The organism is Conexibacter woesei DSM 14684, assembly GCF_000025265.1.
Classification (GTDB): domain Bacteria; phylum Actinomycetota; class Thermoleophilia; order Solirubrobacterales; family Solirubrobacteraceae; genus Conexibacter; species Conexibacter woesei.
Genome location: NC_013739.1, coordinates 4,414,949 through 4,440,532, shown reverse-complemented (window position 1 = coordinate 4,440,532; position 25,584 = coordinate 4,414,949). Strand labels below are relative to the sequence as shown.

The following is a 25,584-nucleotide window of genomic DNA, read 5'->3' as shown; positions in this document are numbered from 1 at the left end:
AGGACGCTAGTGCGCCCCGCGGATGGCGTCGGTCCTACGCGGGCGCCAGCTCGGCTTCGGCTTCCGCCTCGGCCGGGACGGTCGCGGGCGCGGCCGGGCGCCCGCCTCTGATCAGCGCGAGCGCGACGAACGCGCCGAAGATCGCGACGATGCCGCTGATCTTCATGCCGGTGCCGAAGGCGGAGATGAACGCGTCGTGCGTCGCGTCGACGATTCTGGCGGGAGCGGCCCCGTCCGAGACCCCGCCGCCGCCGAGCGACTCCGACAGCCTGTCACGCGCGCCGGCCGGGAGACCCGGCAGCGACTGCTCCAGCTTCGCGCTGCCGACGCTCGCGACGACCGCGCCGAAGATCGCGACGCCGAGGGAGGAGCCGACCATGCGGCCCATCGACAGCACGCCGGAGGCGACGCCGGCCTTGGTGCGGTCGACGGAGTTCATCGCGGCGGTGGTCATCGGCGACATCACGAGGCCCATGCCGATGCCCATCAGGACGAACGACGGCAGCAGGAAGCTGTAGCCGGTGTCGGCGGTCAGGAACGACTGCCATATCTGCGAGGCGCCCGTGATCAGCATGCCGCTGACGAGCAGCGGCTTCGGTCCGATGCGGTCGGTCAGGCGCCCGGCGAGCGGGCCCATCACGATCAGCACGAGCGTTGTCGGCAGGAAGCGGACGCCCGCCTCCAGCGCCGAGAACCCGAGGATGTTCTGCATGTACAGCGCGGTGAAGAAGAACATCGCCATCATCCCGAACGAGACGATGAAGCCGACGCTGCTGGCGCCCGCGAACTGGCGCGATCTGAAGACGCCGAAGTCGACCATCGGCGTTCTGACGCGCAGCTCGACGACGACGAACGCGGCGAGCGAGACGACCGCGAGCGCGAACAGGCCGACGATTCTCGCCGAGCCCCAGCCCCACGCGTTGCCCTCGATCAGGCCGAGCACGAGGCCGGTCAGGCCGATCGTCAGCGTCGCGATGCCGGCGTAGTCGAGCTGCCTGCCGACGGTCTCGTCGCGCGACTCGCGCGTCGAGAAGAGCGTCATCGCGATCGCCGCGGCGGCGACCGGCAGGTTGAGGAAGAAGATCGCCCGCCACGAGACCTGCTCGGTCAGGAAGCCGCCGACGACCGGGCCGATCGCGAGCGCGAGCGCGGAGACGCCCGCCCACGTGCCGAGCGCCTTGCCGCGCTCGTGCGGCGGGAACGCGTTGGTGACGATCGAGAGCGTCGCCGGCATCATCATCGCGGCGCCGATGCCCTGGATCGCACGGCCGACGATCAGCGCGGTGTCGCTCGGCGCGAGGCCGATCGCGGCGCTGGAGAGCGCGAAGACGCTGACGCCGATGAGGAAGATCTTGCGGCGGCCGAAGATGTCGCCCAGGCGCCCGCCGACGACGAGCAGCACGGCGAGCGAGAGCGTGTAGGCGTTGATCGTCCACTCCAGCGACGCCAGGTCGGCGTTCAGGTCGGACTGGATCGACGGCAGCGCGACGTTGACCACCGTGTTGTCGAGCATCAGCATGAAGAGGGCGAAGCACATCGCACCGAGCGTCCACCAGCGGCGGTTCTCCTCGGTCAGCGACAGTGCGCGGATTCGGTCGGTCATCTGGAGGGGCCTTCCATCGACGGGTCGATCTCGAGCAGCGTCATCAACGGCACGAGGGCGTCTGACAGCGCCTGCCGCTGCTGCTCGGTGAGGTTGGCCGTGAACTCCGCCAGCAGCGAGATGTTGGTCGCGTGCAGCTCGCGGATCGCCTCGCGCCCGGCGTCGGTCAGCCGCACGCGCTTCATGCGGCGATCGGTCGGGCACTCTCTGCGCTCGACGTAGCCGCGCTGGTGCAGGCCTTCGACGGCCCGGCTGGCGGCGGCGAGGGAGAGGCCGAACTGGTCGCCGAGGGCTTTCACGCTCGGCTCCTTCTCTCCGCTGCGCAGGAGCAGGTGCAGCAGCTTGAACTGCGTGATCGAGAGGCCCATGTCGGCGAGCATCTGGAACAGGTCGCGCGAGACCCGCTGGTTGAGGGTGAAGAACGTCGTGTAGAGGTCGCGCGCGACGTCGGCCGGGTCGGCCGACGCAGGTGCAGGCTGGTTCACGGAACTTGCTTGCATGAGAACAATCATTGCACGCAAGGACAGGTTGCGTGAGGGCAATCGATATGAGAGTGCTCTCATGCAGCTGCCGGCCTGGAGCGGCCCGCGAGTTCCCAGGGCGCTACGCGGCGGCGAGCGCCGTCGTGGAACTCGCAATGCGAAGCACGGCTACGGCAGCAGCAGGTCGGCCTGAGCGCTCGGGCGCTCGGTGCCGACGGTCAGGCGGGCGGGGCGCGGGGTGCGCTCGTCGCGCACGCTGAGGATGCAGTCGCCCTCGACGAGGTTGACCGTCACGCGTGCGGTGCCCATCGGGTTGATCGGCCCGCTCGACGCGTCCGCGTCGACGCAGGCGCTGCTCGACCCCTCCGGCGGCGTGAGCGTCACGTCGCGCGACGTGTCGCTCTGGTTGCTGACGATCAGGACGGCGGGGCCCGCGCCTATTCTCGACGGCGAGATCGCGATGCGGTCGTTCGTGACGCTGACCGCCAGGCTTCTCGGCGCCGGCGGGCGTGGATCGTTGGCGTAGTCGTCGGACGCCCCGCATCCGACGAGCAGCATCGCGACGCTGATCGCTCCCGCCATCCGCTTGCGCATCGTGGTCCTAGCTCTCCTCTTCGCTTCCCAATCCGTCCACCAGAGTTCACGTCTTGGCGCGCAGACTCCCGCCGGCGGTCGGCGGGAACCTTAGCCGACTGACCAGTCAATCGCGAGCACTGATTTCGTCATTCCACCGTGTTTGCGGCGCATTTCCAGGGATGTCTTGGATCTGCGCAGGGGAATCTGAGCAAACGATCTCTGTTCGCGAGCGGTCTGCTGGGGTGGGAACGCCGGCGCGCGCCGGCGGGCCCGCGCGACCGCTCCCGCGATGCCTGGGCATGGCGGGAGCGTCGGGGCCGGGGTGCGCGTCAGTGCGCGGCTGCGTCGTCCTCGTGGCCGGCGGCGCCGACGACGCGCTGCCGCTCGGTGGCGACGTCGTGGAGCGCCTGCTGCAGACGCTCCCAGGAGATCAGCTCCGCATCCTCGTACTCGACGCCGGCGAGCTCGCTGATGCTGCTGCGGTAGTCCTCCCACGCTGTGCGCATGCGATCGTCCAGCTCTCTGAGCTGTCGTTCGGTGTCGTGGTCGGCTGCGAACGTCGTCATCGGGCGCCTCCTTCCTTCGATGGTGCCCCCGTGGTGAGGACATCGTACCCATGGTTGCAGTCGTCACACGACGGCAACGGCTCGTACATGCGTTTGCTACGCGATCAGAACGGAAGCGTGACGACCTCGGCGGTCGCCTCGCCGGCTGTCACCGTCGCGCCCGGCTCGGCCTCGCGCCGCACCAGCGCCAGCGCGATCGGTCCGTGCGCCGGCGACAGCGCGACGCTGCCGACCGCGCCGACGCGCTTCCCGCCGAGCATCAGCTCCGTCCCCGGCGCGACCGGCGCCGACAGCCGCAGCCCGCGCAGGTGGCGGTTCGGCTTGCCCTTGTAGAACAGGCGCGCGACCGTCTCCTGGCCGACGTAGCAGCCCTTCGTGAACGAGACCGCGCGGTCGTTGAGATCGGCTTCCTGCGGGATCGTCGTGTCGTCGAGCTCGGCGCCGTAGCGCGGGCGCCCGCGCTCGACCCGCAGCGTCTCGACGACCGGCTCGTCGACGGCGTGCGCGCCGCGCGCGAGCAGCGCGCGCGAGAGCGCGTCGGTCTGCGCGCTGTCGGCGATCAGGTCGACGCCGACGTCGGTCGCGACCAGCACGACCGCGATCCCGTCGACCGTCGCCGCGACGTTGGCGTGCTCGGGCTCGCCGAGCGCCGCCGCGGCGTCGCCGAGCACGGCGCGCGAGCGCGGCCCGACGAGCGACAGCAGCCCGCGCTCCAGCGTCCGTCTGTGCAGCTCGACGTCGAAGCCGAGCTTGAACTGGCGGACCATCGTGAAGAGGTCCTGCAACGCCACGCGCTCGCAGTCGAGCAGCAGTGCTTCGCATTGCGAGTTCCCCGTCGGCGCCTGGTCGCCGGCTTGCCCGGGGAACTCGCGGGCATCGACATGGACGTCGAGCACGCGCAGGTCACCGCGCATCTTGCCCTTGGCGGTCAGGAACGCGGCGTAGCAGCCGCTGCCCGGAACGAGCGCCTCGACGTCGTTGGTGACCTGACCCTGCAGGAATCTCTTCGTCTCGCCGCCGGTCAGCGCGAGCTTGCCGCGCTCGGAGCGGTCGAGCAGCCCGGCGCCCTCGCGCACCGCGCGCTCGTCGGCGGTCAGCTGCTCGATGCTCGACATCGCTTCGATGGTACTCGTACCCGATTCCGAGGCACGTTTTTTGGCGTGCCATAATCGAAGTCATGGTCTCTCCCGCATCGCAGCCGCACTCCACCGCGGTCGAGGATTACGCGAAGGCGATCTACGCGCTCGAGACGCGCGGCGGCGGCGCCGTCACGACCAACGCGCTCGCCGAGCGGCTCGGCGTCACGCCCGGCTCCGCCTCCGGCATGGTGCGCAAGCTCGACGAGCTGGGGCTCGTCACGCACGTGCCCTACAAGGGCGTCGCGCTGACCGAGTCCGGCCGCAGAGTCGCGCTCGAGGTACTGCGCCACCACCGCCTGCTGGAGCTGTACCTCGCCGAGTCGCTCGGACTGCCGTGGGATCGCGTCCACGCCGAGGCGGAGGTGCTCGAGCACCACATCTCCGAGGAGCTGGAGGAGCTGATCGCGGCGAAGCTCGGCAACCCGACGCACGACCCGCACGGCGACCCGATCCCGACGCGCGAGCTGACGATCGAGGAGGGCGCGACCGACGCGCTGGCGTCGCTGGAGCCCGGCGCGCGCGGCACCTTCACGCGCATCTCCGACCAGGACCCGGCGATGCTGCGCTACCTCTCCGACCGCGGCATCAGCCCCGGCGACGCCTTCGAGGTGATCGACAAGCAGCCGTTCGACGGGCCGCTGTTCGTCCGCTTCGGCGGTGACGACGTGCACGTGCTCGGCGGCGCGCTCGCCGCCGCGATGCGCGTCGAGGTCTTGCAGTGACTCCGCCGCCCCCGCCGCCTCCGGTCACGGAGACAGCAGGGGCGGTCGCGCTGCCGGAGCCGAGCGAGCTGGAGCGGATCCGCTCGCGCCGCGGCCTGAAGGGGATCCTGCCGCTGCTCGGCCCCGCGTTCGTCGCGGCGATCGCGTACGTCGACCCCGGCAACTTCGCGACGAACATCGACGGCGGCGCCAGCTACGGCTACACGCTGCTGTGGGTGATCCTCGCGGCGAACCTGATGGGGATGCTGATCCAGACGCTGTCGGCGAAGCTCGGACTGGCGACGGGGAAGAACCTGCCCGAGCTGTGCCGCGAGCGGCTGCCGAGAAAGGCGTCCGTCGGGCTCTGGATACAGGCGGAGCTGATCGCGATGGCGACCGATCTGGCCGAGTTCATCGGCGCCGCGATCGCGCTCAACCTGCTGTTCGGCGTGCCGCTGTTCACCGCCGGGCTGATGACCGGCGTCGTCGCGTTCGCGATCCTGGCGCTGCAGTCGAAGGGCTACCGCCGCTTCGAGCTCGTGATCGGCGGGATGCTCGGCGTGATCCTGCTCGGCTTCCTCTACGACACGCTCAAGGTCGGGCCGGAGGCGAGCGGCGTGATCAGCGGCTTCGTGCCCGGCTTCGCCGGCGGCGACTCGGTCCTGCTCGCCGCCGCGATCCTCGGCGCGACCGTGATGCCGCACGTGATCTACCTGCACTCGGCGCTGACGCAGGACCGCATCCAGGTCGAGACCGACGCGGAGCGCAAGCGCCTGTTCCGCTGGATGCGGATAGACGTGCTGATCGCGATGTCGGTCGCGGGCGTCGTCAACATGCTGATGCTGGTGATCGCGGCGTCGCTCTTCCACGGCTCCTCGCTCGGTGACGTCGACACGCTCGAAGGCGCGTACCACGGCTTCGACCAGCTGATCGGCCCCGGCGCGGCACTTGCGTTCGCGCTCGCGCTGCTCGCCTCCGGCTTCGCCAGCTCGTCGGTCGGCACCTACGCCGGCCAGGTGATCATGTCCGGCTTCATCAACCGCACGATCCCGCTCGTGCTGCGGCGGCTGATCACGATGACGCCGGCGCTCGTCGTGCTCGCGCTCGGGCTCGACCCGACCCGCTCGCTCGTGATCAGCCAGGTCGTGCTGTCGTTCGGGATCCCGTTCGCGCTCGTGCCGCTGATCATCCTCACCAGCCGCCGCGAGGTGATGGGCGGGCTCGTCAACCGCCGCGCGACGACCGTCGTCGCGGGGGCGATCGCGGTCGCGATCATCGCGCTCAACGTCTTCCTGCTGTACCAGACGTTCGCCGGGTAACCTTGGCTGCCATGCCTCTCGCCGACACCTTCACCCAGATCGTCGACTCGCTGCCCGACGACTGGACCGACCTCGAGCTCGACCTCCGCATCTTCGACGAGTCGCGCTACGTCGACGCCGCCAAGTACCTCGTCACGTGCAACGCCCAGCCGTACTCCAGACACGACTGGCACTGGCGGCTGCTCTGCGCCCACCGCTTCGGCCACGCCGCGGCGGTGCCGGCCGTCCACGTCGCGCTGAGACTGCTCGACGACGACCGGATCGACGGCGAGCTGGCGCTGCGCGAGGTGCGCAGCGGCCGCGTCCCCGTCACGCAGATGTGGGGCCGGCCCGAGTCGGTCCGTCGTGAGTTCCGCGAGCTGAACGCGCAGTAGCGGGGCGCGGCGGCCTGCCATGGCGCGCGTCGCCGCGTACGTGCCGGACCTGCTGTTCGGCTCCAACGTGCTCGGGCTGCTGCGCGCCGCGGACCACGACGCGGCGCTCGTCGGCGACGAGGCCGCGCTGCGGGCGTGGCTGGCTTCGCGCGCCGGCAGCGGCCCGCGGCTGCTCGTCGTCGACCTGACCGACGACGGTCCGGCGCGCTTGGAGCTGGTCGGCCGCCTGCGCGCCGCGGGGAACCTCGACGGCGTCCGCTCGATTGCGTTCTACTCCCACGTCGATGTCGAGGTGCGGCGGAGCGCGGAAGCGGCGGAGTTCGACCTGGTCGTCCCACGGTCGCGCTTCGCACGGGAGGGAGCGGCGTTGATCGAGCGGGTGCTGACATGAGCAGGGTCGCCGTCGTCACCGGCGCCTCCAGCGGGATAGGGGAGGCGACCGCGCGCAGGCTCGCGCGCGACCCCGAGTGGAGACTGGTGCTGGTCGCCCGGCGTGCGGAGCGGCTGGAGCGGCTTGCGCGCGAGCTTGGCGGCGCGACCGTCGTCGCCGTCGACCTGACCGAGGACGGCGCGCCCGCGCAGGTGCGCGAGGCGATCGAGCGCGAGCACGGCGGCAGGCTGCACCTGCTCGTCAACAACGCGGGCGCCGGCTGGGGCGGCTCGTTCGAGTCCAACGGCTGGGCCGAGGTGCAGAGAACGATGGCGCTCAACTTCGACGCCGTCGTGCGACTGAGCGCGGAGCTGCTGCCGCTGCTGCGCAGCTGCGCGCCGTCCGCGCTCGTGAACGTCGCCTCGACCGCCGGCCGCGTCGGGCGTGCGAAGAGCGGCGCCTACTCGGCGTCGAAGTTCGCGCTCGCCGGCTGGACCGACTCGCTGCACCTGGAGGAGCGGCGCAACGGCGTCCACGTCGGCCTCGTGCTGCCGGGCTTCGTCGCGACCGAGGGCTTCCCGCAGACGGCGCTCGTCTCGAAGGCGTCGACGCGCTGGCTCGTCTCGACGCCCGAGAAGGTCGCCGACGCGATCCTCGACGCCGGTCCCGGCGGGAAGGCCGAGCGTTACGTGCCGCGCCCGTACGGGCTCGCGGCCGCGCTGCGGGTCGTCGTGCCCGGGCTCGTGCGGCGCACGCTCTCGCGCTAGGGGTCGTCCTGGATTGGTGTCGTCCTGCGATACCAATCCAGGACGACCTCCGCCGCCGGCTAGGGGTTGTGGGTCGCCGACGCGGCGGCCGCGACGATGCCGGGCTCGTACTGCGGGCCGTCGGGCAGCGCGCCCATCTGCCGCCCCGGCGGGAAGATCGCGCCGCCGAGCCGGTCGAGCTGCGCATCGAGGCGGGCGCGGGGAAGGGCGGGGAAGAGCGCCTGCAGGTCGCTGACGCTGGAGGCGGGGTCGGTCAGCGCCATGTCGTAGCCGCGCAGCAGCGCGCGGACGGTCGCGCGCGCGACGCTCGGCCGCTGCTCCAGCGCTCTGCGCGACGTGCTGAGCACGAGCGCGGGGCGTTGGTCCGCGCCCGCGCCGCTGCTCGTGATCGCCATGATCCCGACGAGCGCGGGCCGGCTGCGGAGCGCCTCGGCGGGCAGGACGGCGAAGTCGGCTCTGCCGTCCGCGAGGGCGCGAGCGCCGGCCTCCGGGCCGGCGGCGGCGCGCGGCGGGCGCACGCGCAGGTGCACGCCCTCGGCGCCGTCGAAGCCGCGCTCGACCGCGGTCGCGATGCCGGCGTCGACCGCGCTCGGCGCGCCCGGCAGCACGAGCGTCGCCTCGACCTCCGGCCGGTCCTCGCCGACGGTCCCGCAGCCGGTCAGCGCGAGCGCGGCGGCGGCGGCGAGCGCCGGGAGCGGGAGGGTGAAGCGGCGGGGCATCGGCTCGGAGGATGCCAGGCGGCGGCGGGGCGGGCCGCGCGGGCGGGCCGGCCGACGCCGGAGCCGTAGGACGCGCGAGAATGGACGGCATGAGCAATCTGCGCGCGGCGGTGATCGGCTACGGGCTCGCGGGCGAGGTCTTCCACGCTCCGCTGCTGGCGGCGACGCCCGGCCTCGAGGTGGCGGCGATCGTCAGCGCCAACGCGGAGCGAGCGGCGCGGGCGCGCGCGGCGCACCCGGGCGCGGAGGTCGTCGCCCGCGCCGACGACGTGTGGGCGCGTGCCGACGCGCTCGACCTCGTCGTCGTGGCGGCGCCGAACGCCGCGCACGTCCCGCTCGCACGGGCGGCGATCGACCACGGGCTCGCGGTCGTCGTCGACAAGCCGCTCGCGATCGACGCCGCCGCGGCGCGCGGTCTCGTCGACCACGCCGAGCGCGCCGGGACGCTCCTGACCGTCTTCCACAACCGCCGCTGGGACGCCGACCAGCGCACGCTGCGGCGGCTGCTGGCGGAGGGCCGCCTCGGCGAGCCGCTGCGTTACGAGGCGCGCTTCGAGCGCTGGCGGCCGCGTCCCGCCGACGCATGGCGCCGCTCGGCCGACCCGGCGACCGGCGGCGGCGAGCTGCTCGATCTCGGCAGCCACCTCGTCGACCAGGCGGTGCAGCTGTTCGGGCCCGTCGCGACCGTCGCCGCGGAGCTGTCGGCGACCGAGCCCGGCGTGCCCGAGGACACGATCTTCCTCTCGCTCCTGCATCGCGGCGGCATGCGCAGTCACCTGTGGGCGTCCTCCCGCTGCCCGGCGCCCGGCGCGCGGATGCGCGTCCTCGGCAGCGAGGCCGCGTTCGTCGTCGAGCACGAGGATCGCCAGGAGGCGGCGCTGAAGGCCGGCCGCCGCCCGGGTGGCGAGGAGCCGTGGGGCGTCGTGCCCGAATCGGCCTGGGGACGGGTCGTCGTCGGCGACGCCTCCGAGCCCGTCCCGAGCGAGCTGGGCCATTGGGACGCCTTCTACACCGGCCTCGCCGCCGCGCTGCGCGATGGTGCTCCGCCGCCGGTCGACCCGCACGACGCGGTCGCGGTGCTGGACGTGCTCGGCGCCGCCCGCGTCAGCGCCGCCGAGGGCCGCGCGGTGCGGGTCGGCGACCCCGCTCGCGGCTAGATCGACGCCGCCGCGCGGCTGGATCGACGCCGTCGCGCGGCTGGCGGTTGTGCGAAAGGAGGAACCGACCCCTCGAACTTGGCGACTTCGCCAAAGAACGGGAAGCTGAGAGCGACCGGGCACAGGTGCGGACTACACTCCGTTCCGCATGGCTCGCCGGGTCACGTTCAGCCGCAATCTGACGCTGTCGCTGTCACGGTCGTGTCAGGCGTACTGCAAGTACTGCGCGTTCTCGACGCACCAAGCGCACCTGCACACGCCGGACGAGGTGCTCGCGACGATCGACAGAGCGGCACGGCGCGGCATCAAGGAACTGCTGGTGCTGACGGGCGAGAAGCCCGAGGTCAACCCGGTTGTCGCCGCGCGCCTGGCGGAGTACGGGCACGCGGACTTCACGTCGTACGTCGTGTGGGCGTGCGAGCGGGCGCTGGAGCGCGGGCTGCTGCCGCACTCGAACCTCGGCGTCCTGTCCAAGCACGACCTCGGCCGCCTCCGCGAGGTGACCGCGTCGCAGGGGTTGATGCTGGAGTCGATCTCCGAGCGGCTGATGGAGACCGTCCACGCAGGCTCCCCGACGAAGCATCCGCAGGTGCGGCTGGGAACGATCCGCGCGGCGGGCGAGCTGAGAATCCCGTTCACGAGCGGCATCCTCGTCGGCATCGGCGAGACCGAGGACGAGCGGATCGCGTCGCTCGAAGCGCTCGCGGAGGTGCACCGCGAGCACGGTCACATCCAGGAGATCATCCTCCAGAACTTCGTACCGCACGATCGCTACTACGGCAGAGACGTCGGCGGGATCGCGGACGCCTCCGCGCGCGAGTACTGGCGGACGGGCGTCGCGGACGGGCGGCCGGACCTGCCGCTGCCGAAATGGGCGACCCCGGTCACCGTCGCCGACATGAGGCGGCTGGTGCAGGAGACGAGACGGCTGATGCCGGATGTGGGGATCCAGATCCCGCCGAACCTGGCGGACTGGTGGGACGAGCTGATCGCGGCGGGCGCGACCGATCTCGGCGGCCTCTCTGCGAATGGCGATCACATCTCTCCGGAGCATCCGTTCCCGTCGCCGCATCAGGTCCGCAAGAGATTGCAGAGACAGGGCATCGCGTTGACGGAGCGGCTGTGTGTCTATCCGCAGTACATCGATGCGGAGTGGATGGCGCAGGGCGTGCTTGACGTGGTGAAGGCGAAGTACTGGTCGTTCATTCCGCGCCGTGGTTCGGGTCGGACCGAGGCGCCGTTCGCGATCCAAAGAGAGCTGGTCGGTCCCGCTGTTGCGAAGGCCCGCGACGGCGCCGCGCTGAACGAGCGCGAGCTGACGGCGTTGTTCGCGGAGACGCGTCCGGAGGCGGTTGAGGAGATTCGTGCGGCGGCGGATGAGTTGCGTGCGGAGTTGGCGGGCGATCTGGTGACGTTCGTGGTGAATCGCAACATCAACATCTCGAACGTCTGCATCGTCGGGTGTGCGTTCTGCGGCTTCGGGCAGGGCAAACGGTCTCCGGACGCCTACGAGCACGATGAGCCGGATTTCGTCCGTCGTATCCATGACGCGTTGGAGTACGGCGCGACCGAGCTGTGCATCCAGTCGGGCATCCACCCCGACTGGGATTTCGACGAGTATCTGCGCTGGTTGCGGGTCGCGAAGCGGACCGCGCCCGACATCCACCTCCACGCGTACAGTCCGATGGAGATCGCGCACATGCAGGACATCTCGGGGCTGCCGCTCCCCGAGGTGTTCGCTCGCCTCCGTGATGCGGGCCTGGGGTCGACGCCCGGTACGGCTGCTGAGGTGTTGCATGACGGTGTGCGTGAGCGGATCAGTCCGAACAAGCTGCCCGTCGCGCGCTGGGTCGAGATCATCGAAGCGTCCCACGCCGCCGGCCTCCGCTCCACCTCCACCGTCATGTTCGGCCACATCGAAGAACCGTGGGAGTTGGCCGAGCACATGCGTGTGATCCGTGAGTTGCAGGAGCGGACGGGTGGGATCACGGAGTTTGTGCCGTTGTCCTTCATTCCGTTTCAGACGTTGCTCGGTCGCACGCATGGCGTGGAGGAGATCAGTCGTGAGGAGAATCTGAAGCACACGGCGGTGTTCCGTTTGGCGTTGGGGCGTTCTATTCGGAATGTGCAGGCGTCGTGGGTGAAGATGGGGTTGGAGACGGCGACGGAGGCGTTGCGGTGGGGTGTGAATGATCTTGGTGGGACGTTGATGGAGGAGTCGATCAGCCGGTTGGCAGGAAGCCAGCATGGGACCAAGCTCGATCCGGAGCAGTTGATCTCCGCGGCGCACGCGGCGGGGCGGCCGGCGGCCGAGCGCTCCACCCTCTACGAGATCCGGCGGCATCACGAGCTGCCGGCAGCGGCGCCGGCATGACGGCGCCCGCGACCGGCGTCGCATGAGTGCGCCCCCCGACCGGGGGGAATTGCGGCGCGCCGGGTTTGCGCCGCCGCGATCGGGCGAGGAAGCTCGAACCGATGGCATGTGAGACAGCGCACTTCTTCCCGGCCGACAGCGGCGCGCTCGTCGCGGCCGCGCTCGCCTGTCCGCTCTGTCTCTCGTCCGCCGTCAGGTGGTCGCTCGACGGGGGCAGGTACGATCGACGTGCACGGTGCTCCTGCACGACCTGCGGTCACGAGCGTGACGTCTTCCTCACGCCCGAGCAGGCGCTCCGACTTTCGCTGCACCGGACATGCCCGCTCGACCTGACGTTCCATTCGCCCGATCTCCTGACCGCGTTCTGAGCGGCGACGTGCCCCTTCCTCCGCGGCCGTCCCACGAGCCGAGCCTGTTTGCGGGCGTCGAGCCGTTGGAGGTGTTCGTCGACCTGCTCTCCGAGATCGAGAGCGACACGACGTCGAGCGAGTTCTACCACCGCATCTGCGAGGCGATCTGCCGCCTCACGACGATGCGGCGCGCGGCGATCTTCCTCTATGACGCCGGCCGGATGCGCGTCCGTGCGGTCGGATCGCACGGAATCTCGTTCACGCGGCTGGCGAAGCTGCGCCCGACATTGCACGATGCACCGATCGCGCAACGTGCGCTGATCGAGGATCGCGTGATCGTCGTCAAGTCCGACGCGATCGACAGAGAAGTGCCGCAGGACTACGCGCAGCTGCTCGGCATCACCGCGCTCGTCTGCACGCCGCTCGCGGCGGCCGGGCACCGCTACGGCGTGATCGTCGCCGACCGCGGCGCCGGCGACTTCGAGCTGGGCGACGGCGAGCGCCACCTGATGTGGACGCTCGGCAAGACCGCCGCGCTTGCCGCGACCGCGCGCAACGCGACCCGCCAGCAGGAGCGCACGCGGCGCCTCGGCGAGCGGATCGACCTGGCGCGCGAGATCCACGAGCGCGTGATGCAGCGCCTCTTCGGCGTCTCGCTCGTGCTCAGCGCGCAGACGCCGCTGACCTCCGAGCAGCGCGAGCGCTGCCGCACAGAGATGGGCGAGGCGCTCGCCGACCTGCGCTCGGCGCTCGAACGGCCGCTCGCGCCCGTCGCCTACGAGACCGGCACGACGCTGCGCGCCGAGCTGGAGCGCCATGCGCGCGAGAGCGGCCTGCCGCTGGAGCTGACGTGGGCCGAGCACGTCGAGGTGCCGCGCAAGCTGGAAGGGCTGGCGCAGTCGGTCTTCGGCGAGGCCGTCCGCAACGTCCGCAAGCACGCCGAACCGACGAGCGTCGCCGTCACCGTCGCGCGCGACGAGGACACCTTCTCGCTGGAGGTGCGCAACGACGGCGTCGCCCGCGCCCGCGTCGCGGGCAGCGGCGGGATGGGCCTGCGCCTGGCCGCGTTCGAGGCGCTGCAGCACAACGGCTTCGTGGAGTTCGGACCCGACAAGAGCGTGACGCCGCCCGGCTGGCGCGTCCGCCTCGTCGTGCCCGTCGAGGAGACAGCGGCATCGGAGGAAACGTGAAAAGCTGCGCCCAGGGGCTTGCTTTCCATCGGACGGACTGGCGCTTCAGGTGCCGGAGGTGACTCCGTGAACGGACTGCCGGCAGGCATCGACTCCGAACGGCGGCTGCGGGTGCTCGTCGTCGACGACCACGACGTCGTCCACTGGGGCTTCCGGCTGCTGCTCGGCGAGCAGTCGTGGGTCGAGCGCTGCGTCGCGGCGAGAAACGCGACCGAGGCGCTGGAGCTGACCAAGCGCTACCGCCCGCACGTCGCGCTCGTCGACCTGTTCGTCGGCGACGAGTCGGGCGCCGACATCTGCGAGTCGGTCCGCTCGACCTCGCCCGAGACGCGCGTGCTGCTGATCTCCGGCGCGGGCAGGATCTCCCCGCACGCGGCGAAGGCCGCGGGCGCGTCGGGCTTCGTCTCCAAGGACTGGGGCGCGCACGACGTCGCGATGGCGGTGCGGATGGTCGGGCTCGGCATGACGATGTTCCCGCCGCAGGCCGACCAGCCGTCGACGCTGCTGTCCGAGCGCGAGCAGGAGGTCCTGACGCTGATCGCGGGCGGCTCGACCAACCGCGAGATCGCCGAGGAGCTGTACCTCTCGCCGCACACGGTCAAGGAGCACACGAGCGCGCTCTACCGCAAGTTGAAGGCGCGCAACCGCGCCGAAGCGGTGCAGCGCGCGCAGCGCATCGGCCTGCTGGGCTAGCCGCAATCGCGCCGCGGCGCGCCGCTACACAAAAGCCCCGCAAACGTCACACGTGCCCCACGCAGGTCCGTCTGCTCCCCCCCGACCGGGGGGAAGCACGACGAACTGAGGTGGAAGAGGGTCATAACGCGCAGAAGTATGCGGTCAGTGAGCAAGACCGCCGTTCTCTTTCCCGGGCAGGGATCCCAGACGCCCGACATGCGCGACGCCGTCGCCGCCCGTCGCCCCGACCTCATCGAGCGTGCGCTCGAGGTCGTCGGCGACGATCCCTTCCTGCGCGTCGAGGACGGCACGCGCTTCGCCCAGCCGGCGATCTACTGCGCCTCCATCGTCGCCTGGGAGCGGCTGCGCGACAGCGGCCTGCGGGCCGACGTCGTCGCCGGCCACTCGCTCGGCGAGGTCGCCGCGCTCGTCGCGGCCGAGGTCATCTCCGCCGAGGACGGCCTCACGCTCGTCGCCACCCGTGGCCGCCTGATGCAGGAGTCCGGCGAGCGCGCCGGCGACGGCTCGATGCTCGCGCTGCTGGGCACCGGCGCCGCCGAGCGCGCCGCGCAGGTCGCCGAGCCGCACGGCCTCACCGTCGCCAACGACAACGCACCCAACCAGGTCGTGCTGTCCGGCGGCAGAGCCGCGTTCGGCGCCGCCACCGCGACCGCCAAGGGCCTCGGCCTGCGCGCCGTCCCGCTGCCCGTCACCGGCGCCTTCCACTCCCCGTACATGGCCGAGGCGGTCCCGGAGTTCACCGCCGCGCTCGCGCAGATCGAGTTCGCGCAGCCGACCACCGCGGTCGTCAGCTCGGTCACGACGCAGCCGTTCGACGACGTCGCCGCGCGGCTCGCCGACGCGCTCACGATGCCCGTCCGCTGGCGCGAGACGATCGTCGCGCTCCACGACGGCGGCGCGAGCCGCTTCGTCGAGACCGGCCCCGGCAAGGTCCTCACCGGCCTCGTCCGCCGCACCGTCACCGACGTCGAGGCACTGACGGCAGAACAGCTGGAGGCGGCGAATGCCTGAGCAGACCGCCCCCGCCGTGCAGGCGGGCATGCGCGGACCGGGCACGCCGCGCGGCGCCGCGCTGCGCTCGGTCGCCGCCGTGCTGCCCGAGACCGTCGTCACGAACGAGGTCGTCGCTGCGCGCATCGGCAAGACCGACGACTGGATCTACACCCGCACCGGCATCCGCGAGCGGCGCGTCGCGCAGCCCGAGGAGCGACTGTCGGACTTCGCCGCGGCCGCCGGCCGCGCCGCGCTGGAGCGCGCCGGGATCGACGCCGCCGACCTCGACCTCGTGCTCGTCGCGACGATGACGCAGGACGAGGTGACGCCGAACGCCGCGCCGCTGGTCGCGCACGCGCTCGGCGCCGACCGCGCCGGCGCGATCGACGTCGGCGCCGCCTGCACGTCGTTCCTCTCCGCCGTCGCGATAGCTGCAGGCCAGGTCGAGACCGGCCGCGCCGACCGGGTGCTCGTGATCGGCGCCGACTTCATCAGCCGCATCACCGACCACGAGTCGAAGGCGACGGCGATGCTGTTCGCCGACGGCGCCGGCGCGGTCGTGATGACGCCGGCCGATCCCGACGACGCGGACGAGCCCGGCTCGATCGGCCCGATCCTGCTGCGCGCGGACGCCGCCGAGCCGCAGATCCTCTACGCGACGCACGAGCAGAGAACGATCCAGATGGACGGCCACGAGACGTTCAAGCACGCCGTCAACAGGATGAGCGAGGTCACGCGCGAGGCGGTCGCCGCCGCCGGGCTGACGCTCGACGAGATCGACGTCTTCGCCTACCACCAGGCGAACGGCCGCATCGTGCGCGCGGTCGGCGAGCGGCTGGAGCTGGACGCGGCGAAGGTCGTCGACTGCATCGAGAAGACGGGCAACATGTCCGCCGCCTCCATACCGTTCGCGCTCGAAGCGGCACGGCAGGACGGACGCCTGCGCCCCGGCGCGCGCGTGCTGCTGAGCGCCTTCGGTGCCGGCTTCACCTGGGGCGGCGGCGTGATCGAATGGGGAGGAACCCTGTGAGTCAAACCGCTGAACCGCGCAGAGGCTGCGCGCTCGTGACGGGCGCATCGCGCGGAATCGGCGCCGCCGTGGCACGCGTGCTCGCGGCGGACGGCTGGCCGATCGGCGTCGGCTACAACAGCGGCAAGGCCGAGGCCGAGGCGGTCGTGGCCGAGATCGAGGGCGCCGGCGGCCAGGCCGTCGCGCTCGGCGGCGACATCGCCGACACGGCCGTGATCGACGCGCACTTCAGCGCGCTCGAAGAGCGCTTCGGCACCGTGCTGGTACTCGTCAACAACGCGGGGCTGCGGCGCGACGGACTGTCGCCGCAGATCAAGGACGACGACTGGGACGCCGTGCTCGACACGAACCTCGGCGCCGCCTTCCGCACGACGCGGCGGGCGATCCCGCCGATGCTGCGCGCACGCCATGGACGGATCGTGAACATCGCCTCGGTGGTCGGCCTGCGGGCCAACCCCGGCCAGGCGAACTACGCCGCCTCGAAGGCCGGTCTCGTCGGCATGACGAAGACCGTCGCCGCGGAGGTCGCACGCCGCGGCGTGACCGTGAACGCGGTCGCGCCGGGTCTGATCGCGACCGACATGACCGCGGACCTCGACGGCGAACTGCTGAAGGTCGTGCCGGCCCGTCGTACCGGAACACCGGAGGAGGTGGCGGCGTGCGTCCGCTTCCTCGCCTCCGATGACGCCGGCTACGTCACCGGTGCAACGTTGACCGTCGACGGCGGTATGTCCGCCTAGACCCTGATCCGAACGAGAAGAGGAGCACACAACATGGCAACTGCAACCCCCGCGGCCGTCGAGAGCCGTATCGTCGAGGCGCTCGCCTCCTTCGGCCCCGACGTCGAGCAGGTCACGCGCACGGCGACGTTCGAGGAGCTCGACATCGACTCGCTCGACCTCGTCGAGCTGGCCCAGATCGTCGAGGACGAGTGGGGCGTCGAGCTCAAGGGCGACGACATGAAGGGCCTCAAGACGGTCGGCGACGCGATCGACCTCGTGGTGGCGCGGGCAGCGTAATGAAGCGACGCGTCGTCATCACCGGTGTGGGTGCCGTGACCCCGCTCGGGGTCGGTGCCGAGCCGCTGCTGCGACGCTGGGCGGCCGGCGAGAGCGGCATCGTCGACGGGGAGGGCGCCTGTCGCGACTACGTCGCGAAGGAGCACCTCTCCGTCAAGGAGGCTCGCCGCGCCGACCGCTTCGCGCAGCTCGCGATGGTCGCGAGCGACGAGGCGCTGGCCCAGGCCGGTTGGAACGGGGAGAAGCCGTACGCCTCCGAGCGGATCGGCTGCATCCTCGCCTCCGGCATCGGCGGCCTCGAGTCGCTCGAGGGCCAGCACGACAACCTGCGCGACAGAGGCGAGAAGGCGGTGTCGCCGCTCTCCGTCCCGCTGTTCATGGTCAACGCGGCCGCCGCGGCGCTGTCGATGCGCCACGGGCTGCGCGGCCCGTCGTTCCAGGTCGGCTCGGCCTGCGCGGCCGGGTCGCACGCGATCGGCACCGCATTCCGCACGATCCAGATGGGCGACGCGGACGCCGTCGTGACCGGCGGCGCCGAGGCGACGCTGACGCCGCTGGCGCGGGCGAGCTTCATGGCCGCAAGCGCCATGTCGCCGACCGGCATCTCGCGTCCATTCGACGCGCGCCGTGACGGCTTCGTGATGGGCGAGGGCGCGGGCGTCCTCGTGATCGAGGACCGCGAGAAGGCGCTGGAGCGCGGCGCGACGATCCTCGGCGAGATCCGCGGGTACTCCACCACCTCCGACGCGTACCACATCACCGCCACGCACCCGGACGGCACGTACGCCGCCGCCGCGATGCGCGGCGCGCTGGCCGAGGCCGGCGTGACGCCGGAGCAGATCGACTACGTCAACGCGCACGGCACCTCGACGTCGCTCAACGACGCCGCCGAGACCGTCGCGATCAAGGCCGTCTTCGGCGACGCGGCCAACGACGTCCCGATCTCCTCGACGAAGTCGTCGATCGGCCACCTGCTCGGGGCTGCCGGCGCGGTGGAGGCGATCGCGACCGTGCTCGCGATGAACGCGCGCACGATCCCGCCGACGCTCGGGCTGGAAGAGCCCGACCCTGACCTCGATCTGGATTACGTCCCGCTGACGTCGCGTGAGCTGACGCCGCGCAACGGGACGCCGATCGCCCTGTCGAACTCGTTCGGCTTCGGCGGTCACAACGTTGTTCTCTGCCTGGAAGGAGCCTCCGCATGAGTGCCGTAGCAGCGATCAGAACCGACGAGCGGCTGAGCCCGCACGAGCGGCTCGAACTGCTCTGCGACGAGGGCTCCTTCGAGGCGATCCGCTCGCAGGTGCTGTCCCCGAAGCTCGGCGCGCGCGCGCGTGCCGGCGACGGCGTCGTCGGCGGCCTCGGCCGCGTCGACGGCCGTCCCGTCGCGGTCTATGCGCAGGACGCGAAGTACCTCGGCGGCTCGCTCGGCGCTGCGCACGCGGACACGATTCATCGCGTGATGCAGCTCGCCGGCCGGGCGCGAGTACCGGTCGTCGGGTTCATCGAGTCCGGCGGCGCGCGGATGCAGGAAGGCACCGCCGCGCTCGGCGGCTACGGGCGGATCTTCCGCCAGAACGTGCTGCTGACGGGCGTCGTCCCGCAGATATCGATCATCGGCGGCCTCTCGGCCGGCGGCGGCTGCTACTCGCCGGCGCTGACCGACTTCGTCGTGATGACCGAGGACGCGGCGATGTTCCTGACCGGCCCCGGCGTCGTCAGAGACGTGATGGGCGAGGACGTCACCGCCGCGGAGCTGGGCGGCCGCAAGGTCCACGAGAAGAACGGCGTGACCGACCTCGTCGCCGACGACGACATCGGCGCGACGCATCTCGCGCGCGGGCTGCTCTCCTACCTGCCGCAGCACGCCGGCGGGCGCCTGCCGAGAATCCTCTCGGTCGACCCCGACTTCTCCGACCCCGGCGCCGCGGTCCCGGCCGACGCGCGCCAGGTCTACGACGTGCGGACGGCGATCCGCGGCATCGTCGACGGCGGCTCGCTGCTGGAGATCGCGCCGAAGTGGGCGCGCTCGATCGTGACCGCGTTCGCGCGGATCGACGGCCGTCCGGTCGGCGTGATCGCCAACCAGCCGCGCTACATGGGCGGCGTGCTGGATGCCGAGTCCTCGCAGAAGGGCGCGCGCTTCGTCGACACCTGCGACCGCTACGGGATCCCGATGGTCGTGCTCGTCGACACGCCCGGCTTCATGCCCGGCACGCGGCAGGAGCAGGCCGGCGTGATCCGCCACGGCGCGACGCTCGTGCGCGCGTTCGCCTCGGCGACCGTGCCGCGCGTGACGGTCGTCCTGCGCAAGGCGTACGGCGGCGCGTACATCACGATGAACTCGAAGGACCTCGGCGCGGACATGGCGTTCGCGTGGCCGAACGCGGAGCTGGGCGTGATGGGCGCGCAGCCGGCCGTCGGCGTGCTGCATCGCCGCGAGCTGGCGGCGGCGGAGGATCCCGTCGCGCTGCGCGACGAGCTGGCCGCCGGCTACGCGCAGGAGCACCTCGGCGCGCAGGTCGCGGCGGCCGCGGGCTTCATCGACGAGGTGATCGAGCCGCACGAGACGCGCAGCCGGCTGGCGTGGGCGTTCGGCGCGATGGACGACCGACGGGCGACCGCGTGATCGATCTCAAAGGGCGCCGGTACCTTTTGACCGGAGTTCTGACGAAGGACTCGATCGCGTTCTCGACCGCCGCGCAGCTCCAGGAGCTGGGGGCGGAGGTCGTCTTGACCGGATTCGGGCGCGCGCGGCGGCTGACCGAGCGCGTGGCGGCGAAGCTGCCGCATGAGGTGGAGGTGCTGGAGCTGGACGTCAACCGGCTCGAGGACTACCCGCCGCTCGTCGAGGCGCTGACCGCGAAGTGGGGCGCGTTGGACGGCGTCCTGCATGCGGTCGCGTTCGCGCCCGAGGACGCGCTCGGGGGCAACTTCCTCAACACGCCGCCGGAGTCCGCGATCACCGCGTTCCAGACGAGCGCGTTCTCGCTCAAGCAGCTGGGCGTCTCGCTGCTGCCGCTGCTGCAGAGAGCGGAGGGCGGCGGCGCGATCGTCGGGCTCGACTTCGACGCCACCGTCGCGTGGCCGATCTACGACTGGATGGGCGTCGCGAAGGCCGCCCTGGAGTCGACCTCGCGCTACCTCGCACGCGACCTCGGCCCGCACGGCATCCGCGTCAACCTCGTCAGCGCCGGCCCGTTGAAGACGGTCGCCGCCGGCGGCATCCCCGGCTTCCAGACGCTCTCCGACGCGTGGGGCCGCCAGGCGCCGCTCGGCTGGGACGTCGAGGACCCGGAGCCGGTCGCGAGAACGATCTGCTTCCTGCTGAGCGACTGGGCGCGCGCGATCTCCGGCGAGATCGTCCACGTCGACGGCGGCTTCCACGCGATGGGGACCGCGCTCAACCCGGAGGGGTAGCGGGTCGCGGTGGAGAGAGCACACCCCGCCGAGAACCGCGGACGAGCTGGCACCGAGCCCGGCGAGGAAGTGCTTCCGTGCTCGCGATGATCGACGACGAGCGCCCACGGCTGCTTTCGACCGTGAACTACGCGGAGGCGCTGGTGCGTCCGGCGGAGGACGACCTGACGCTGCGGCGTGCGGTCACGCGATCGCGGCGCTCGGGATCAGGCTCGTGCCGCCGACGGCAGAGATCGCGCGCGCGGCGGCGCGCCACCGTCGGCTCGGCATCAGCCTCGCGGACGGCTTCGCGATCGCGACCGCCGAGGCGCACTCGGCTGCCGTTGCGACGTTCGACAGACGCGTTCGGCGTGGGCTGCGGCGGTTGGGCGTCGAGCTGGCGGTCAGTTGAGCGCTGTGGCTCGGCGCGGCGGGGCCGCGTTGCGGTCACACCGGATTCAACCTGACATCGGGTGGGGAGGGCGTAGCGTCGCTTTGCGTCACCGACGAGGAGGGACCATGAGCGCCACCGCCGATCACATCGACCTCGGCGCCCTCAGACGGGCGATCGAGTCACGCGACGCAGCCGCGCTGACGGCCATGTACGACAGAGATGCCGACATGGTGATGGTCGACTACCAGCACCCGCCCGGCGCGCCGATGCGCCTGGAGGGGCTCGACGCGATCAGAGCGATGTTGGACGACGTCTGCGGCCGCGAGATGACGCACGAGGTGACCCACGCCGTCGCCGGACCGAGCGGCGTCGCCTACACCGAGATGTGCAGATATCCGGACGGCACAAGAGTGATGCTCGCCAGCTTCTGCGACGTCAGAGACGGGCGCATCGTCCACCAGGAGGGCGTCCAGGCCTGGGACGAGGCCGGCTGAGCGCGCGGGGCCGGCGAGCTTCGGTGCGACCCGGCCCGCCTACGGGTCGCCGAACGGCTGCAGCGGGATGCCGTGGTCGTGCTCGCGCATGCCCAGCTCGTAGGTCGCGCCGCCTGAGACCGTCAGCTCCAGTGGCGGCAGGTCGCGGCGGGCGACTCTCAGGCGCATGTCCGCGATCGCGCAGTGGGCGGTGTGGTGCTGCGGGCCGTCCGGGTCGCTGTAGACCCAGCCGACGACGTCGCCCGGCGGCGCGCCGACCTGCCCGCGCAGCGCGACGCCTTCGCCGGTGACCCAGAAGGTCGCGCGTTCGGGCAGCTCGTCGATTCTGGTCGAGCGGGTGCGGCCGAGGCCGCCGAGGCGGTGGCGTCTGCCGTCGAGCGACAGGCAGCCGTTGGCGACCCACGGCGTCGTCCAGCGGCCGATGCGGATGCGGCCGACGATCATGTCGATCCAGGCGCCGGGCTGCTGCTCGAACGCGGTCCCGTGCAGCCAGATCCAGCGCTCGGCGTGCTCGGCGCCCCAGTTATGGCCGACCATCCCCGGCCAGCCGTCCAGCTCGACCGTGCGGCCTCTGACGGTCACGCTGCCGCTGACGCGGACCGCCGGCAGCAGGCTCAGCGCCTTCGTCTTCGGCAGCGGCGCCGTGTACATCCAGCCGCTCGGGAGGTAGGGGAACGGCGCCTCGCCGCCGTCGAAGCGCAGCTCCCACTCGGCCAGCCCGGGCACGGTCGCGTGCGCCCCGCCGGCGCCGATCCGCGCGTCGCCGACGTGAAGCCAGTCGGCGCCGCTCGCGCCGCCCGCGCGCAGCGCCTCCGGCGGCGCGGTCAGCTTCCCCGCGTGCGGCCCGTCGTCGTCGAACAGCGTGACCCAGAGCGAGCCGACCGGCGCCGCGCCCGGACGCTTGTGGACCGTGTACCGCAGCCACACCGCCTGCCGCCCCGCTGCGTCCCCGGCCTTCAGGTAGAAGCTCTCGTAGTGGCCGCGAGCGAGCGGGACGGCGGGAAAGCGCGCGGCGGCGGGGTCCATGGCGCGACGCTACCAGCGCGCGCGGGGGAGGAGTGTCGATTTGACCACGGTCACCGTGGCCGAACCGACACTCCTCGGGCGCGCGGCGCGGCGCGAGATCGCAACCTTGCTGGCACGCGCCCGTTCTTTCTTGTCGAGCGCGCTCGGTCCACTCCCACAGACCGAACAGGGGAAGCACATGAAACGTCTCATCGCCGCGGTCGCGGCGTCGATCGCACTGCTGTCGCTGGTCGCCGTCGCGGCCGGCTCCGGCCGTCCCTCCACGCAGGGGCACGTCGACGAGAACCTGACGGCGCGCGTCCTCTACGACTGCGCGACGAGCCACAGCGGGCGGCTCCAGCACCGCTACAGCGTCCGCGTCCTGCGCGTCGCGCTGCGCGACATGCCCCGCGACGTCGCCGAGTACACCGGCTGCATCGACGCGATCCGCCGCCAGATCTCGCGTGCGGACGGGACGATCGTCGCCGGGCTGCGCAGAAGCGCCCGCGGCCGTCTCGTCGCCGGCCGGATCGCGCTGCTCGACCAGCGCGGGCGCAAGGTCGACGTGCTGGAGGTCGAGCGCGGCGAGCTGGCCCGCTTCCGCGTCGTGCCCGGGCAGTACACGCTGCGCGCGAACGGCGAGCGCCGCTGCAGCCGCACGGTCCGCGCGAGCGAGTGGCGGACGAGCGTGTCGAGCCTCGTCTGTCGCCGCTGAGGACGGCGGGCGGGCGGGAGGGCGGGCTGCGGTTGCGGTCCGAGGGACGCCGGGCGAAACGGCGCAACTCGCCTGGCGCACCCGCGTTGCAAGGAGGTGGACCCACCATCCACGACCCGCAAGGGGGAGTTCCACGCCCATGCATCGTCTTCTCGCCGCCGGCACCGCAACCGTCCTCACCGCCGTTCTCGTCGCGCTCGTCGCGGTCGCGCCGGCAAGTGCCCGCGGCAGAGCCGCAGCCAAGGCCCCGACGGCCGTCACGGTCGTGAAGGACTGCGCTCGCAGCGACACCGGCGCGCTCAAGCGCCGCTACAGCGCGCGCGTCCTCAGACAGGCGCTTCGGCGCATCAGAGGCGACCTCGCCGAGTACACGAACTGCTACGACGCGGTCAAGGCGCAGCTGCGCCGCTCCAACGCGACGATCGTCGCGGGCATCAGACGCAGCTCCCGCGGGGCGTTCGCGAAGGGGCGCCTCGCGCTGCTCGACAGCCGCGGCCGCACGGTCGACGTGCTCGACGTCCGGCGCGGCAAGCGCGTCACGTTCAAGGTCGTCAAGGGCAGCTACACGCTGCGTGCGAACAACCGCAGAGCGTGCTCGGTGACGGTGACGGCCAAGGCGCGCAAGACGGTCCGCGCCAGCGTCGTCTGCCGCTAGCCTCCTCGTCCGGCTGGCGCCCCGCGCGGGGCGCTAGCGGAAGAGGTCTTCGGCCGCGGGGCGCAGCAGCTCCTGCGCCCCGGGGCCGTCGTCGTCGGCGACGTGCTGCGCCAGCCCGCGCACGACGACGGCCGGCTCGCGCGAGTCCTTGCCGCGCGCGAGGTCGGCAGCGCCGGCGAGCTGGTCGGCGACGGCGATCCAGGTCGCGCGCAGCTCGCGTCCGACGCTGTCGGTCTTGCCGCGCCAGTCCTGCAGCGGCGCGACGCCGGCGACGCCGATCGCGACGTCGACCTGGCCGTGGCGCCATGCGCGCCCGAACGAGTCGGTCACGACGACGCCGTGGCGCACGCCGGTCAGCTCGTTCAACCGCGCGCGCAGCGCGCGCGCCGAGGCGTCGGGATCGCGCGGCAGCAGGATCAGCGTCTCGGGCTCGCCCGCGGGCGAGTTGGACGCGTCGACGCCGGCGTTCGCGCAGACGAAGCCGTGGTGCGTGACGCAGACCAGCACGCCGCGCTCTGCGCGCAGCAGCTCGCGCGTCTCGTCGAGCACGACCTGCACGTGGCGCGGGTCCTTGCCGCCCTGCTCGGCGGCGAGCGCGACCGCGCGCGGCGATGGCGTCACCTCGGCGAGCCTGCGCACGCGGCCCTCGGCCTTCGAGATCGCCTTGTGGGCGATCACGAGCACGTCGCCGTCGGCGGGCGCGGACGGCAGCCGCGCCGCGATCAGCTCTCCGAGGTCGTCGCCGGCGCCGATCTCCGGCAGCCCTGCGACCGCAGCAGCGGTGATCACTCCAAGATCCTTCAGTTCTTGGGGTTCGTCCGCAGCAGCTGGTTCAGCATCCCGCGCGTGTGCGCGGCGCCGCCGCGGCGCGACGCGATCAGCTCCCTGAGCGCGTCGAGGTCGTCGGGCGTGTCGACGTCGAGCGCGACCGACGGGATCTCCGCGATCTCGACCGCGAGCCCGGCCTCCTCGGCGAGCGCCTTGTGCCTGGCGCAGCTGTCGACGCCGTAGCTCGGCTTCATCCCGTCAGGCGGGCACAGCAGCAGGCCGTTGGTGCCCTCGCCGTGGCGGTCGGGCACGATCACGACGTAGCGGTCCGCCGTGCGCGGCCGGCCGAGCAGCGCGTCGAGGTCGGCGGGGTCGAGCATCGGCGTGTCGCCGGAGAGGCAGAGGACGCGTGTCGCGCCCAGCTCGCGCGCGTGCGCGACGCCGCGCATCACGGCTCTGTTCTGGCCGGCCTCGGCCGGATCGTCGAGCGGGATCGCGTCGTAGCCCTCGGCGACGCGCTGGGCGCCGGGGTCGGCGGTCAGCACGAGGACTCTGTCGACGCCCTGCGTGCGCCGCAGCGCGGTCAGCACGTCGACGTACATCGCCTCGGCCAGGGCACGGCGGGGACCAGCGGCCAGGCCGCCCGCGAGGCGGCCCTTGGCGCCCTCGAATCGCTTCACCGGCAGGATCGCAAAGGTGGACATCGGCGGAGAACGGTAACCCTTCGGG

The 25,584-nt window shown here is 72.0% G+C and carries 30 protein-coding genes; 21 read left to right on the top strand and 9 right to left on the bottom strand.

The window, feature by feature from the left end; genetic code table 11:
* Positions 1–34 precede the first annotated feature (34 nt).
* The 5 genes from CWOE_RS20960 to ygfZ form a co-directional block, all read right to left on the bottom strand.
* Positions 35–1,603, bottom strand: coding sequence for an MFS transporter (locus tag CWOE_RS20960; protein ID WP_012935643.1), 1,569 nt, complete (start codon positions 1,601–1,603; stop codon positions 35–37).
* Positions 1,600–2,088: a MarR family winged helix-turn-helix transcriptional regulator gene (locus CWOE_RS31165; protein WP_049793353.1), complete on the bottom strand. Its 489-nt coding sequence runs from the start codon at positions 2,086–2,088 to the stop codon at positions 1,600–1,602. The genes CWOE_RS20960 and CWOE_RS31165 overlap by 4 nt, the downstream gene beginning before the upstream one ends.
* A 165-nt stretch (positions 2,089–2,253) precedes the next feature.
* Positions 2,254–2,679 (bottom strand): hypothetical protein, encoded by a 426-nt coding sequence (locus tag CWOE_RS20950; protein ID WP_012935641.1) that lies wholly within the window; start codon positions 2,677–2,679, stop codon positions 2,254–2,256.
* Positions 2,680–2,990: 311 nt separating this feature from the next.
* Positions 2,991–3,227 (bottom strand): hypothetical protein, encoded by a 237-nt coding sequence (locus CWOE_RS20945; RefSeq protein WP_012935640.1) that lies wholly within the window; start codon positions 3,225–3,227, stop codon positions 2,991–2,993.
* 104 nt (positions 3,228–3,331) lie between these two features.
* On the bottom strand, positions 3,332–4,342 hold the full coding sequence (gene ygfZ / locus CWOE_RS20940) for a CAF17-like 4Fe-4S cluster assembly/insertion protein YgfZ (protein ID WP_012935639.1): 1,011 nt from the start codon (positions 4,340–4,342) through the stop codon (positions 3,332–3,334).
* A 62-nt stretch (positions 4,343–4,404) separates the two neighbouring features.
* Between ygfZ and CWOE_RS20935 the strand changes: the two genes are divergently transcribed.
* From CWOE_RS20935 to CWOE_RS20915, 5 genes are read left to right on the top strand one after another with little or no spacing between them, the layout of a single operon-like run.
* Positions 4,405–5,088, top strand: a complete 684-nt coding sequence (locus CWOE_RS20935) for a metal-dependent transcriptional regulator (RefSeq protein ID WP_012935638.1) — start codon at positions 4,405–4,407, stop codon at positions 5,086–5,088.
* Positions 5,085–6,386, top strand: a complete 1,302-nt coding sequence (locus tag CWOE_RS20930) for an Nramp family divalent metal transporter (protein ID WP_012935637.1) — start codon at positions 5,085–5,087, stop codon at positions 6,384–6,386. Before CWOE_RS20935 ends, CWOE_RS20930 begins: the two co-directional genes overlap by 4 nt.
* An 11-nt stretch (positions 6,387–6,397) precedes the next feature.
* Positions 6,398–6,760: a hypothetical protein gene (locus CWOE_RS20925; protein WP_012935636.1), complete on the top strand. Its 363-nt coding sequence runs from the start codon at positions 6,398–6,400 to the stop codon at positions 6,758–6,760.
* A gap of 19 nt (positions 6,761–6,779) precedes the next feature.
* On the top strand, positions 6,780–7,151 hold the full coding sequence (locus CWOE_RS20920; protein WP_012935635.1) for a hypothetical protein: 372 nt from the start codon (positions 6,780–6,782) through the stop codon (positions 7,149–7,151).
* Complete coding sequence (locus tag CWOE_RS20915; protein ID WP_012935634.1) at positions 7,148–7,897, top strand: SDR family NAD(P)-dependent oxidoreductase; 750 nt, start codon at positions 7,148–7,150, stop codon at positions 7,895–7,897. Before CWOE_RS20920 ends, CWOE_RS20915 begins: the two co-directional genes overlap by 4 nt.
* Before the next feature lie 59 nt (positions 7,898–7,956).
* On the opposite strand, the gene CWOE_RS20910 is transcribed toward CWOE_RS20915, so the two are convergent.
* Entirely contained in the window at positions 7,957–8,616 is a 660-nt protein-coding gene (locus CWOE_RS20910) for a substrate-binding domain-containing protein (protein ID WP_012935633.1), read from the bottom strand.
* A gap of 80 nt (positions 8,617–8,696) precedes the next feature.
* On the opposite strand from CWOE_RS20910, the gene CWOE_RS20905 reads away from it, so the two are divergent.
* The 14 genes from CWOE_RS20905 (at position 8,697) to CWOE_RS20845 (ending at position 21,712) form a co-directional block, all read left to right on the top strand.
* Complete coding sequence (locus CWOE_RS20905; RefSeq protein ID WP_012935632.1) at positions 8,697–9,773, top strand: Gfo/Idh/MocA family protein; 1,077 nt, start codon at positions 8,697–8,699, stop codon at positions 9,771–9,773.
* 148 nt (positions 9,774–9,921) lie between these two features.
* Positions 9,922–12,147 carry a 5-amino-6-(D-ribitylamino)uracil--L-tyrosine 4-hydroxyphenyl transferase CofH gene (cofH, locus tag CWOE_RS20900; RefSeq protein ID WP_012935631.1) on the top strand — a complete coding sequence of 742 codons (2,226 nt, stop codon included), beginning with the start codon at positions 9,922–9,924 and terminating at the stop codon, positions 12,145–12,147.
* A 101-nt stretch (positions 12,148–12,248) separates the two neighbouring features.
* Positions 12,249–12,515: a hypothetical protein gene (locus tag CWOE_RS33585; RefSeq protein WP_041730762.1), complete on the top strand. Its 267-nt coding sequence runs from the start codon at positions 12,249–12,251 to the stop codon at positions 12,513–12,515.
* A gap of 8 nt (positions 12,516–12,523) precedes the next feature.
* A complete protein-coding gene (locus tag CWOE_RS20890) occupies positions 12,524–13,687 on the top strand; it encodes a GAF domain-containing sensor histidine kinase (RefSeq protein WP_012935630.1) in 1,164 nt (387 codons plus the stop codon).
* 66 nt (positions 13,688–13,753) lie between these two features.
* Positions 13,754–14,380 (top strand): response regulator transcription factor, encoded by a 627-nt coding sequence (locus CWOE_RS20885; protein WP_012935629.1) that lies wholly within the window; start codon positions 13,754–13,756, stop codon positions 14,378–14,380.
* A gap of 147 nt (positions 14,381–14,527) precedes the next feature.
* Positions 14,528–15,394: an ACP S-malonyltransferase gene (locus CWOE_RS20880; protein WP_160165544.1), complete on the top strand. Its 867-nt coding sequence runs from the start codon at positions 14,528–14,530 to the stop codon at positions 15,392–15,394.
* On the top strand, positions 15,387–16,406 hold the full coding sequence (locus CWOE_RS20875; protein ID WP_012935627.1) for a beta-ketoacyl-ACP synthase 3: 1,020 nt from the start codon (positions 15,387–15,389) through the stop codon (positions 16,404–16,406). Before CWOE_RS20880 ends, CWOE_RS20875 begins: the two co-directional genes overlap by 8 nt.
* Positions 16,388–17,146 carry a 3-oxoacyl-ACP reductase FabG gene (gene fabG, locus CWOE_RS20870; RefSeq protein WP_049793351.1) on the top strand — a complete coding sequence of 253 codons (759 nt, stop codon included), beginning with the start codon at positions 16,388–16,390 and terminating at the stop codon, positions 17,144–17,146. The genes CWOE_RS20875 and fabG overlap by 19 nt, the downstream gene beginning before the upstream one ends.
* Before the next feature lie 33 nt (positions 17,147–17,179).
* Positions 17,180–17,425: an acyl carrier protein gene (locus CWOE_RS20865; protein WP_012935625.1), complete on the top strand. Its 246-nt coding sequence runs from the start codon at positions 17,180–17,182 to the stop codon at positions 17,423–17,425.
* Positions 17,425–18,630 carry a beta-ketoacyl-[acyl-carrier-protein] synthase family protein gene (locus CWOE_RS20860; RefSeq protein WP_012935624.1) on the top strand — a complete coding sequence of 402 codons (1,206 nt, stop codon included), beginning with the start codon at positions 17,425–17,427 and terminating at the stop codon, positions 18,628–18,630. The genes CWOE_RS20865 and CWOE_RS20860 overlap by 1 nt, the downstream gene beginning before the upstream one ends.
* The gene (locus CWOE_RS20855) at positions 18,627–20,054 is read left to right on the top strand and encodes an acyl-CoA carboxylase subunit beta (protein ID WP_012935623.1); all 1,428 of its coding nucleotides are present in this window, start codon (positions 18,627–18,629) and stop codon (positions 20,052–20,054) included. Before CWOE_RS20860 ends, CWOE_RS20855 begins: the two co-directional genes overlap by 4 nt.
* Positions 20,054–20,845, top strand: coding sequence for an enoyl-ACP reductase FabI (gene fabI, locus CWOE_RS20850; protein ID WP_041733187.1), 792 nt, complete (start codon positions 20,054–20,056; stop codon positions 20,843–20,845). Before CWOE_RS20855 ends, fabI begins: the two co-directional genes overlap by 1 nt.
* A gap of 46 nt (positions 20,846–20,891) precedes the next feature.
* Positions 20,892–21,236 carry a PIN domain-containing protein gene (locus CWOE_RS34420; protein WP_081425450.1) on the top strand — a complete coding sequence of 115 codons (345 nt, stop codon included), beginning with the start codon at positions 20,892–20,894 and terminating at the stop codon, positions 21,234–21,236.
* Between the two features lie 107 nt (positions 21,237–21,343).
* The gene (locus CWOE_RS20845; RefSeq protein ID WP_012935621.1) at positions 21,344–21,712 is read left to right on the top strand and encodes a nuclear transport factor 2 family protein; all 369 of its coding nucleotides are present in this window, start codon (positions 21,344–21,346) and stop codon (positions 21,710–21,712) included.
* Between the two features lie 39 nt (positions 21,713–21,751).
* On the opposite strand, the gene CWOE_RS20840 is transcribed toward CWOE_RS20845, so the two are convergent.
* On the bottom strand, positions 21,752–22,738 hold the full coding sequence (locus CWOE_RS20840) for a hypothetical protein (RefSeq protein WP_012935620.1): 987 nt from the start codon (positions 22,736–22,738) through the stop codon (positions 21,752–21,754).
* A gap of 178 nt (positions 22,739–22,916) precedes the next feature.
* Here CWOE_RS20840 and CWOE_RS20835 point away from each other — a divergent pair, with 178 nt between their 5' ends.
* Both CWOE_RS20835 and CWOE_RS20830 read left to right on the top strand, forming a co-directional pair.
* Positions 22,917–23,432: a hypothetical protein gene (locus CWOE_RS20835; RefSeq protein WP_012935619.1), complete on the top strand. Its 516-nt coding sequence runs from the start codon at positions 22,917–22,919 to the stop codon at positions 23,430–23,432.
* Positions 23,433–23,571: 139 nt separating this feature from the next.
* Positions 23,572–24,087 carry a hypothetical protein gene (locus CWOE_RS20830; RefSeq protein ID WP_012935618.1) on the top strand — a complete coding sequence of 172 codons (516 nt, stop codon included), beginning with the start codon at positions 23,572–23,574 and terminating at the stop codon, positions 24,085–24,087.
* Between the two features lie 33 nt (positions 24,088–24,120).
* Here the strand turns inward: CWOE_RS20830 and cofE are convergent, their stop codons facing one another.
* Both cofE and cofC read right to left on the bottom strand, forming a co-directional pair.
* A complete protein-coding gene (cofE, locus tag CWOE_RS20825) occupies positions 24,121–24,876 on the bottom strand; it encodes a coenzyme F420-0:L-glutamate ligase (protein ID WP_012935617.1) in 756 nt (251 codons plus the stop codon).
* An 11-nt stretch (positions 24,877–24,887) separates the two neighbouring features.
* Positions 24,888–25,559 (bottom strand): 2-phospho-L-lactate guanylyltransferase, encoded by a 672-nt coding sequence (cofC, locus tag CWOE_RS20820; RefSeq protein ID WP_012935616.1) that lies wholly within the window; start codon positions 25,557–25,559, stop codon positions 24,888–24,890.
* Between the last annotated feature and the right edge of the window lie 25 nt (positions 25,560–25,584).